This window comes from Planktosalinus sp. (assembly GCF_059864935.1).
This window is the reverse complement of record NZ_JCBCCK010000355.1, coordinates 1-9,336: the sequence shown is the minus strand read 5'-3', so window position 1 is coordinate 9,336 and position 9,336 is coordinate 1. Positions and strand designations below refer to the sequence as shown.

The following is a 9,336-nucleotide window of genomic DNA, read 5'->3' as shown; positions in this document are numbered from 1 at the left end:
AGAGTTTATCCAAAATTTTGTGTTTTTGAAAAATAATTTCAAAATTCATAGGTTTAAAATAATGTGATTATAACCTATTTTGCGTGCTATTTTTCATTTATGGGAATAGGATAGCACGCAGATCCCGATAGCTATCGGGACGGATTAAGCGGATTTTCACAGATAAAAACTTAAATCGAACTCACGTTATTTATTAATCTGTCATAGCTATTTTAGGACTGGTCATTGTGTCTAATAAATAATTCATTCAAAACTTTCAAGAGTAGTATTATTCACCCTGGAGAGTAACTCTATCCTTAAACGTCTTGCTAAAAGGACAGTTGCATTTTATGAAGGCTTATTATGTGGTGCTGGCGCTGTCTGCTAGACGGATAGTGAAGCAGGGTGAAATAGAAAATTAAATATAAATCCTTACAATTTTGGAATTCAATTCCATAATTGTAAATTTACAGCATGATATTCAGAACCGCAACACAGGAATTAAAAGACCTGGCATTGACCTTTAAAGCCGTAGCTGTTATAGGTCCCCGGCAATCAGGCAAAACAACGCTGGTGCGTCATGTTTTTAAATCAAAACCCTATGTGAGTCTTGAAAACCCGGATACCCGTCTGTTTGCATCTGAAGACCCCAGGGGTTTTTTAAGCAATTACCCCCAAGGTGCCATACTTGACGAAATACAACGAGTACCCCAATTGTTTTCCTATCTGCAAGAAATTTTAGACACTAGCCCGCAAAAAGGGCTGTTTATACTCACCGGCTCCAATAATTTTTTACTTCAGGAAAATATATCACAAAGTTTGGCGGGCAGAATAGGCTATTTACAACTATTGCCGTTATCCATCAAAGAAATTGATAAGCGGGTTGATACTTTAGACACATTATTGTTCAAGGGGGGATATCCTGAACTGTATGACCAAAACATCCCGGTATCCAAGTGGTATGCAAATTACATTCGCACTTATTTAGAACGGGATGTAAGGATGATCAAGAATATTGGCAGTTTGTACACCTTTGAAAAGTTTTTGAGGCTATGTGCCGGTAGAACAGGACAATTGCTCAACATGAGTAGTCTGGCCGTTGAGGTGGGTGTAGACGTTAAAACAATAAGTGCATGGTTGGGGGTGCTGGAAATGAGTTTTGTAGTATTCCGGTTACAACCCTTTCATAAAAACTACAATAAACGCATTGTGAAAATGCCAAAACTTTATTTTTATGATGTGGGCTTAGTCATTGCCCTAATGGGAATAGAAGAACCGGGACAACTGCAAATACACCCTTTTAGGGGGGCTCTTTTTGAGAATTTGGTGATTTTGGAATTTTTAAAACAACGATTAAATTTAGGTAAAAAACCAACTATTTATTTTTGGCGTGATAATGTGGGGAATGAAATAGACCTTGTGCTTGAAACAGCAACTCAGGTTGTTCCTTTAGAAATAAAATCAGGACAGACCATCACTCAGGATTTTTTTAAAGGCTTGAATTATTGGAATAAAATTACAAACACTTCAGGTGGTTATGTAGTCTATGCCGGAAAAGAAACCAGAAAACAAAGCAATGGGATACAGTTGATACCTTATAATCACATTGAAATCGAAACTATATAGCATAGCTTTTGAATACAGTTTTATGATACTATCTAAATAATAAAACAGAACCATAAAACCATCCGCATGACCAATGCCCCACTACCTTTAAACGTCTTGCTAAAAGGACAGTGTACGCCCTGATATAGGTTGACCATTACTGATTCTTATTTCTTGATTATTATTTTGCTATCGGCTTCTTATGCAAATCAGCAACAAAAAACAAATAAGCAAATTTACCTGTCGAAGGCACGGCCTGTTCACCAAAGAAGGATCAACAAAGCTGTCAAAAAAAAGCAAGTCATTGCGCGTGCCCGCCAAAGGCTGGATCCGCCTGCGACGGAGAAACAAACTCATAAAACCAAACAGTATCAACCTTCAAACAACGCATTTGCATTTGCAACTTCAAATGCATGTATTGTATCATTAAGCATTTTTTAAGAAAACCACCCAAAATTTTTATAAAGTTGAATGACCAAAATAATAATAGTGGTATTTTAACATTCAAATTGAGAAGTATTGATACTTAGAAGTAATTTTTTATCTAAAATCAATCAAACCTTTTTTTGCCCCCAATTTATTCATGATAAAACTTAAGCGTATGGAAAATAACAATCTTGCCAAAATTATGATACTGGACTCTACTGCAGCTCATGGGCAGTACATCAGCAAAATGTTCCGGAAAGAATGTGTATTGATGACTTCAAACTTTAAGCCGCCCAAACTCAAAGCAGCCGATAAAAAGGCTACCTTGATTTATGTGCTAACTTTTTATGAAGAACTGGAAGAGTTGGAAAAGCTAACAAAAAATCACTTCCGCAACGTGGTGGTATGCTCTGAACGCATGGAAGGGTCACTCATCAGTTGCAGTAAACCCTTTGCCTATGTTTCTCTCAACAGCCTAAAAGACAAATGGATGGATGATTTGCTGCAAGCACTCCAGAATTTGAATGGAGATGCTGTGCTTCCTTGCTTCAGTACCGATCATGCGGCTTACAAAGTGCTCGCCCAAAATAACGGTGACAAATGATAGGCACCGGGTTTGATGTAAGTCAAAGTTAGAAGGGTAGTGGGAAGATCAATAACAATCCTCCTTCACCAACAAGATTACTTTACCCGCTTGCAGCGGAGAAGCAATCTCTTCTACCCAAGGAAAATCGATACTCAGCCCACCCGCCCTGCCTCCCGCTAAATGCATAGAAGGGCAAAAGCACACATCAACCCCACAAGAACTCTGAATAAATCTGTATTGTATTTTTTTGTAATTTGAATAAACAAATGATTAATTGAGATGAAAACAGCATTGCAAATAGATTTGACCTTTGACCAAATCCTTTCGATTGTAAAGCAACTTTCAAAGCAGCAAAAAGTGGAACTGACCAAAGAGTTGGAGAAAGAAGCAATTGACAGTAGACTATCCCGTTTATTAAAAACATTCAAGACCAATGAACTTGATTTAAAAACCATCACGGAAGAAACAGAAAGCGTAAGACAAGAAATGTATGACAAACAAAAGCGTTAAAGTCATTTTTGACACCAATGTTTGGATCAGTTTTTTGATTGGTAAACGGTTGTCAAAAATAATGCACTATATTTCCAATGGTGAGATTACAATTGTTACTACAGACCAATTGCTTTTTAGAAATTAAAATTGTAACCGCTCGAAAAAAACTCAAAAAATACTTCCCTAAAGAAAGCGTTATTGAACTCATTGATTTATTGGAGACCATTTCTGAAAAAGTCGAAATACAGCCTACACATTTTTTAAATAGGGATCCTAAAGACAATTTTCTGTTGGATCTGATCGATTTTTCCAAGGCTGATTATTTAGTAACCGGAGATAAAGACTTACTGGAACAAAACCCTTTTATGACGGCACAAATCTTAACACCTTCGGCATTTGAAAACCAAATGGAAAATTAATCATTAACCAACTTCATAAAACGGTCAATCCTATTTAGGACTCTACAAACCTTGAACCCCTACCACCAACAATCCACCCAATCCGTTAAAATATGCCACAACAACGCCAGCCCAATCACCCGGGTTTTATTAAAAAACAACATCCCGAAATAGATGGCAATGGCAATATAACTATGTAACAAATGAAACCCGATACTACAGCGGTTGGGGTCAAAAATGGGGTCGGCCAGCAGGTGGTCGAGGTCGATGGCCATGGCCAGTATAAAAATTAAATACACCCTCCATGGCCGGTCTTTAAAAAACAAAAAAGCAATCACCAGCGGAACCAGGAAATGCATACCGTAATGCACTATAAATTGCAAACTCATAGTATTTGGTTTTTCAAATAGGTGAGTGCCTGTGTTCCTTCATTAAACAGAAGGTCAATGACTGAGAGGTTGGGCAGAAATCCGTGGTGTTTTTCGTGTACTTGAATGTAAGGCTGTTGTTGAAATGTGGTTTTGTTTTTAGCAGAAGCCAACCCTCTGCAATCAACTACATCCTGTGGTGATTTGTCAAACACTTCAGTAAATTCAACAGGCATTTCCAGACGCAAAGCTTCTTTCAGGATTTCAAAGGTGTTTAGGTTATAATCCATCAGGAAAGTATAGGGTTTTTCGTAAAGTGGCGCAAAATCATCCTCATAAAACTCAAAAAACGGCGAAGTGCGGTAAGCAATCTGAATGGATTTCCAGTGCTCCCGCTGCCAGCGAAAGTCGTTTTCAATTTTAACGTCCTTGTACTTTTGATGCACCCGCTCACGCTCCCCACGCTTGCCTTTGGAAGTGTGCTTAATGGGAATATTCAGTAACAAAGGCCCCTCGGGAGTGGCAATATAAGTTCTGTTTCTGTAGGTTTGTTTCTGATAGTTGTCATGCTTTTCAAAAGTAAGCGCAGTCGCCCGCGCAATCACAGCAAACTGCTCAATAGAACCAAAATAAAGCGGATGAATTAAGATGTTCATAGGTTTGTCGTTTATTGTTTATGGTTCAATGCATTGCCTACCAAAGCTTTTTATCCTCCGAAGTTTCAGGCGCCTACGCTGTGCCACCGCTAAAGCTATTGCGACACGCGGTAAAGCTTCTGCGACAGCGTGCGAAGGGGGATAGCGAAGGTGGGTTCAAAGATTTTAATTCCATTTTTTTAGATATTGAGGTGTAATTCCGTCCAACCCGCACCCCCCGGCCCCCTAAAGGGGGGGACATCGCACACTCAACATTAAATAACTCACCAAATTATAACGTTTTCTTCAAGACTTAAGGTTATACCATTTTGTTTTCTCCGTGTAGCTCTGTGCCTCCTCTGTGAAACTCTGTGGTACAATTAAAGCCGGAAGTAAGTTCCAATCACCAAATCAAAAATCGTTAATCGTCAATCTTTAATCAACACCGTCTCCAACACACCCCAAACATTCCTTGCAATTACTTTTTGTCCTTCTGCAGTAGGGTGGATGCCGTCCGGTTGGTTCAATTCGGCCACACCGCCCACATCTTCCAAAAGGAATGGGATGAGCTTTAAATCGTTTTTCTCTGCCAGCTCAGGAAATATAGAACGGAATTCGCGGGTGTATGCAGCACCCATATTGGGCGGCATTTCCATACCGGCGATGATAATGGTGACGTTTTCGTTTTTAGATTTTACCTCATCGATAATGGTTTGCAAATTGTTTTTGGTTTCCTGAAGCGGCACGCCCCTGAGTCCGTCATTGGCACCCAATTCAAGCACAAACACATCAACGGGCTGATTGAGTACCCAGCTGAGCCTGTTTTTACCGCTTGCGGTGGTTTCACCACTCAACCCGGCATTGATCACTTCATAGTTGAGTTGCAACGAATCGATTTTCTGCTGAATCAGTGCAGGGTAAGCCTCTTCCAAATCCACACCCAATCCGGCGGTAAGGCTGGTGCCAAAAAAGAGGATGGTTTTTCTATCCGGATTTTTCCTGTTTTCGGTTTCCGTAATTTCGATTTTAGGGTCTGCAGCAGTTTGGTTTTCTTTCCCTTTTTCCCCACAGGAAACCAATAAAGTGTTCAACAAAATATAACAAAAGATTAACAACCTAGGCATCGCAATCGGGATTAAGAATTAAAATGAAATAACTAATTTGCCTCGTTTACAAAATTCGGGTAAATTCGGCGAGATGACAAAGATATTAAACATAAGTCAGCTTAAAAAAAGCTATGACAGTGGAAGCAAAAAAATAACTGTTCTGGAAGACATCACTTTTAGTGTCGAAAGCGGAATGAGCTTTTCCATTGTGGGTCCTTCCGGTAGTGGCAAGACCACCCTGTTGGGCTTGTGTGCCGGGCTTGATAAACCCGATTCGGGCAAGGTGGAGCTGTGTGGCGTGGATTTAAGCACCCTCAATGAAGATGGCCGTGCCGTGTTGCGCAACCGCAATGTGGGTTTTGTGTTTCAGGATTTTCAGTTGTTGCCTACGTTGACGGCTTTGGAAAACGTGATTGTGCCTCTCGAATTGCAAGGATTTAAAAATGCTGTTCAGGTAGGTATGGAACTCCTTGAAAAAGTGGGTTTGGCCGACCGTTATCATCATTACCCCTCACAACTTTCGGGTGGTGAGCAGCAACGTGTAGCTGTAGCCCGGGCATTTTCAAACAAGCCGGCAATTTTGTTTGCCGATGAACCCACCGGAAATCTCGATGCCGCTACCGGCGAAAAAATTATCGAGCTTCTGTTTCAACTGAACAAAGATCAAGGCACCACACTCATTATCGTCACTCACGATATGGAACTGGCAGCCAAAACACAGGCAATTATCCGTTTGAAAAGCGGTAAAATTGTTTCAGAAACCGGCGCGACCGTATGACAAAAACAACTTCAAAGCGCGCACGATTTGTATGGCTGCTAAAAATGGCACGCCGTGACGGTAAGGCAAGCGGAAAAAAGCTGTTTCTGTTTGTCTCCTCCATCATCCTGGGTATAGCGGCGGTGGTTTCGATTCAATCTTTTGGCGTAAGCCTTAAGGAAAACATCGGGTTGCAGTCCAAAGCCCTGATGGGAACCGATTATAAAATTGGCAGCAATGAAACACCCCGTGAGCGATTGCTTGAAATTGTCGATTCGCTGGGTGGTGCAGCTGCACGCGAAATCAGTTTTCCGTCCATGGTGGCCTTTCCTGACGAAAAAGGTTCCCGGCTTATTCAGGTGAGGGGCATCGAAGAAGGGTTTCCGTTTTACGGAGCCATTGAAACCGAACCGGCCATTGCTTCCGAAACTTATTACACCGATAACCAGGTGCTTCTCGACGCCACGGTAATGCTGCAAATGCAACTCAAACCGGGTGACACTATTAGCATTGGGGAACTTAAACTTCCTATAGCCGGTGCGTTGAAATCCATTCCGGGCAGCACGGCTTTTTTCAGTGCCGTTGCCCCAACACTGGTGATTCCTTATGAACTTATTGAAACCACGGGCTTGGTGCAATTTGGCAGCCGGGTGTCTTATGATTTTTACTTTTTAGCCGGTGACGAAGTGGATTTAGTGCAATTGCGCGACGATTTACGCCCTGTACTCAACAACGAAAATGCCTCCATACAAACGCATATTTCGGGCAGTGAGCGATTGGGAAGGCGGTATGACAACTTTGGCAAGTTCCTCAACCTCGTGGCGTTTATTGCGTTGTTGCTGGGTTGTGTGGGCATTGCCAGTGCCATTCATATTTACATCAAGGAAAAACTCCGCTCAGTGGCCATACTGAAATGTCTGGGTGCAAGCAAAAGACAAACCTTTTTGATTTACCTGATACAGGTAGCAGTGATAGGTTTATTAGCCGGCATTGCCGGAACGCTTATTGGTCTGGCGTTACAGCAACTTTTCCCATTGTTTTTAGGTGATTTACTGCCGGTGGATGTGCAACTTATCATTTCCGGTAGTGTAGTTTTAAACGGTATTCTGCTTGGTTTGTTGATGTCGGTTTTGTTTGCGCTCTACCCGTTGATGAGTACGCTCTACGTTTCGCCTTTGCAAACCCTGCGCATCAGTGAAACTGTACCGCGGCAATCCAGACTGGCGGGCCTGCTGGTGCTGGCACTTATTTTTGGTTTTATCTTTATGTTCTCCTACACTTTGTTGGAAAACACCCGATATGTTCTCTTTTTTATATTGGGACTGGTTGTGACTTTTTCCGTTTTAGCGGGAATGGCGCAACTGTTTATGAAGGCGGTAAAGACCTTTTTCCCGGTTGGCTGGGGATTTGCTTCCCGCCAGAGTTTACTGAACCTCTTCCGGCCGAATAACCAAACCTTGATATTGATACTTGCCATTGGAGTGGGTACTTTTTTAATCAGCACGCTTTACTTTACCAAGGATGTGCTGCTGGCGCAGGCTTCAGTGGAGGGCCAGGCAGAAACACCCAATATGATCCTGCTTGATGTGCAAAGCGCACAGCAGGAAGAGGTGGCAGCTACTGTTGTTGCCAATAATTTAAAAGTGTTGGAGAATATGCCAATAGTCACTATGCGCTTGCATGCCATCAACGACAAAACAGTGAACGAAATGCGCCGTGACAGTGTGCTGAAAGTAGCCCGGTGGATCTTGAACCACGAGTTCAGGGTGTCTTACCGCAACGCACTTACCGATGCCGAGACCATTCAAAAAGGGGAGTGGGAGACCCGGGTTGTTGAAGGACAACCCATACCCATTTCCATCAGTGACAACCTGGTGCGGGATGCCGGTCTCAATGTGGGCGACGATGTGTATTTTAATGTACAGGGTGTGATCATGCACACCCGCGTGAGCAGTGTGCGACTGGTGGACTGGAGCCGGATGCAGATGAATTTTATGGTGTTGTTTCCCGAAGGGGTGCTGGAAAATGCACCGCAATTTCGTGTGATCACTGCACAAACTCCCGATGAAGCTGCTTCAGCAAAACTCCAGCAACAACTCGTTCAGAAATTCCCAAACATCACCATCATCGATATCAGGCAGGTGCTGACAGTGCTTGAGGATTTGCTTTCAAAAATATCCTGGCTCATCAATTTTATGGCGTTTTTCAGTATCCTCACCGGATTTATTGTTTTAACGGGTGCGGTGAAAAACAGCAAATACCAACGCATCCGGGAAAGTGTATTATTGCGCACCTTGGGAGCAACAAGCCGGCAGATTTTAAAAATTACCGTTTTGGAATACCTCTACCTTGGAGTGTTGGGTGCACTAACAGGAATCCTGCTCTCTCTGGGCGGAAGCCAGTTGTTGGCCTGGCTGGTGTTTGACACGCCTTTTGTGCCTTCGCTTGTGCCGTTTTTAATCCTGTTTCCGGGCATAACCTTGCTTGTTGTACTTGTGGGATTAAGCAACAGTATTTCAGTGATTAAAAGCTCACCGTTGGAGGTGTTGCGAAGTGAAAGTAGGTAGTGAGAAATAAAAAACATTCTTTGCGTCTTGGCGTCTTTGCGAGAAAATAATAATGTGTCTCTCGCTAAGCCGCAAAGTCGCTAAGTTTTTGAGAGGTGAGAGGTTTTATTTAGTGTTCAGTGTTCAGTGGCAGTGGGCAGGTTGAGCATGCCTGAATATTGACTAAGCCTAAAATAGGTTGCCTTTTTTCTAAACCTCTCTTAAATCCTAAGTCTTGCAGTCTTAAGTACACTAAATAACCATTAACTATTCAATATCCTTAATCACCCGGTCAGCTTTTTGGACGATTTCTTTGACGACCTGGTCAATTTCATTGGAGGCAATTAAAATGTGGTCAAGCATATGTTCTTTTTCTTCAACGCTTAAATGCTCACTTTTTAGTACATCGATGATACTCATTAATCGGGATAGGGGAGC

The 9,336-nt window shown here is 42.1% G+C and carries 10 protein-coding genes; 7 read left to right on the top strand and 3 right to left on the bottom strand.

Annotated elements, in window-relative coordinates:
* Nucleotides 1-453: 453 nt before the first annotated feature.
* The 5 genes from AC6F75_RS11250 (at nucleotide 454) to AC6F75_RS11230 (ending at nucleotide 3,507) form a co-directional block, all read left to right on the top strand.
* The gene (locus AC6F75_RS11250) at nucleotides 454-1,605 is read left to right on the top strand and encodes a DUF8612 domain-containing protein (protein ID WP_500715114.1); all 1,152 of its coding nucleotides are present in this window, start codon (nucleotides 454-456) and stop codon (nucleotides 1,603-1,605) included.
* 129 nt (nucleotides 1,606-1,734) lie between these two features.
* Nucleotides 1,735-2,025, top strand: a complete 291-nt coding sequence (locus AC6F75_RS11245; RefSeq protein ID WP_500715113.1) for a hypothetical protein — start codon at nucleotides 1,735-1,737, stop codon at nucleotides 2,023-2,025.
* Between the two features lie 160 nt (nucleotides 2,026-2,185).
* The gene (locus tag AC6F75_RS11240; protein WP_500715112.1) at nucleotides 2,186-2,614 is read left to right on the top strand and encodes a hypothetical protein; all 429 of its coding nucleotides are present in this window, start codon (nucleotides 2,186-2,188) and stop codon (nucleotides 2,612-2,614) included.
* A 261-nt stretch (nucleotides 2,615-2,875) separates the two neighbouring features.
* On the top strand, nucleotides 2,876-3,106 hold the full coding sequence (gene vap15 / locus AC6F75_RS11235; RefSeq protein ID WP_500715111.1) for a type II toxin-antitoxin system VapB15 family antitoxin: 231 nt from the start codon (nucleotides 2,876-2,878) through the stop codon (nucleotides 3,104-3,106).
* Between the two features lie 77 nt (nucleotides 3,107-3,183).
* The gene (locus AC6F75_RS11230; RefSeq protein WP_500715110.1) at nucleotides 3,184-3,507 is read left to right on the top strand and encodes a putative toxin-antitoxin system toxin component, PIN family; all 324 of its coding nucleotides are present in this window, start codon (nucleotides 3,184-3,186) and stop codon (nucleotides 3,505-3,507) included.
* A 59-nt stretch (nucleotides 3,508-3,566) separates the two neighbouring features.
* On the opposite strand, the gene AC6F75_RS11225 is transcribed toward AC6F75_RS11230, so the two are convergent.
* The 3 genes from AC6F75_RS11225 to AC6F75_RS11215 all read right to left on the bottom strand — a co-directional run bounded on the left by AC6F75_RS11225 (nucleotide 3,567) and on the right by AC6F75_RS11215 (nucleotide 5,580).
* Nucleotides 3,567-3,875 (bottom strand): DUF6122 family protein, encoded by a 309-nt coding sequence (locus AC6F75_RS11225; RefSeq protein WP_500715109.1) that lies wholly within the window; start codon nucleotides 3,873-3,875, stop codon nucleotides 3,567-3,569.
* On the bottom strand, nucleotides 3,872-4,510 hold the full coding sequence (locus tag AC6F75_RS11220; RefSeq protein WP_500715108.1) for a WbqC family protein: 639 nt from the start codon (nucleotides 4,508-4,510) through the stop codon (nucleotides 3,872-3,874). The genes AC6F75_RS11225 and AC6F75_RS11220 overlap by 4 nt, the downstream gene beginning before the upstream one ends.
* 407 nt (nucleotides 4,511-4,917) lie before the next feature.
* On the bottom strand, nucleotides 4,918-5,580 hold the full coding sequence (locus AC6F75_RS11215; RefSeq protein ID WP_500715107.1) for a GDSL-type esterase/lipase family protein: 663 nt from the start codon (nucleotides 5,578-5,580) through the stop codon (nucleotides 4,918-4,920).
* 106 nt (nucleotides 5,581-5,686) lie between these two features.
* On the opposite strand from AC6F75_RS11215, the gene AC6F75_RS11210 reads away from it, so the two are divergent.
* Nucleotides 5,687-6,373: an ATP-binding cassette domain-containing protein gene (locus AC6F75_RS11210; RefSeq protein ID WP_500715106.1), complete on the top strand. Its 687-nt coding sequence runs from the start codon at nucleotides 5,687-5,689 to the stop codon at nucleotides 6,371-6,373.
* On the top strand, nucleotides 6,370-8,919 hold the full coding sequence (locus AC6F75_RS11205; RefSeq protein ID WP_500715105.1) for an FtsX-like permease family protein: 2,550 nt from the start codon (nucleotides 6,370-6,372) through the stop codon (nucleotides 8,917-8,919). The genes AC6F75_RS11210 and AC6F75_RS11205 overlap by 4 nt, the downstream gene beginning before the upstream one ends.
* Nucleotides 8,920-9,336: the final 417 nt, after the last annotated feature.

Coding starts and splice junctions, on each gene's coding strand:
- vap15 (WP_500715111.1), top strand. CDS start 2,876: ATGAAAACAGCATTGCAAATAGATTTGACCTTTGACCAAATCCTTTCG.
- AC6F75_RS11220 (WP_500715108.1), bottom strand. CDS start 4,510: ATGAACATCTTAATTCATCCGCTTTATTTTGGTTCTATTGAGCAGTTT.
- AC6F75_RS11250 (WP_500715114.1), top strand. CDS start 454: ATGATATTCAGAACCGCAACACAGGAATTAAAAGACCTGGCATTGACC.
- AC6F75_RS11240 (WP_500715112.1), top strand. CDS start 2,186: ATGGAAAATAACAATCTTGCCAAAATTATGATACTGGACTCTACTGCA.
- AC6F75_RS11210 (WP_500715106.1), top strand. CDS start 5,687: ATGACAAAGATATTAAACATAAGTCAGCTTAAAAAAAGCTATGACAGT.
- AC6F75_RS11205 (WP_500715105.1), top strand. CDS start 6,370: ATGACAAAAACAACTTCAAAGCGCGCACGATTTGTATGGCTGCTAAAA.
- AC6F75_RS11225 (WP_500715109.1), bottom strand. CDS start 3,875: ATGAGTTTGCAATTTATAGTGCATTACGGTATGCATTTCCTGGTTCCG.
- AC6F75_RS11230 (WP_500715110.1), top strand. CDS start 3,184: ATGGTGAGATTACAATTGTTACTACAGACCAATTGCTTTTTAGAAATT.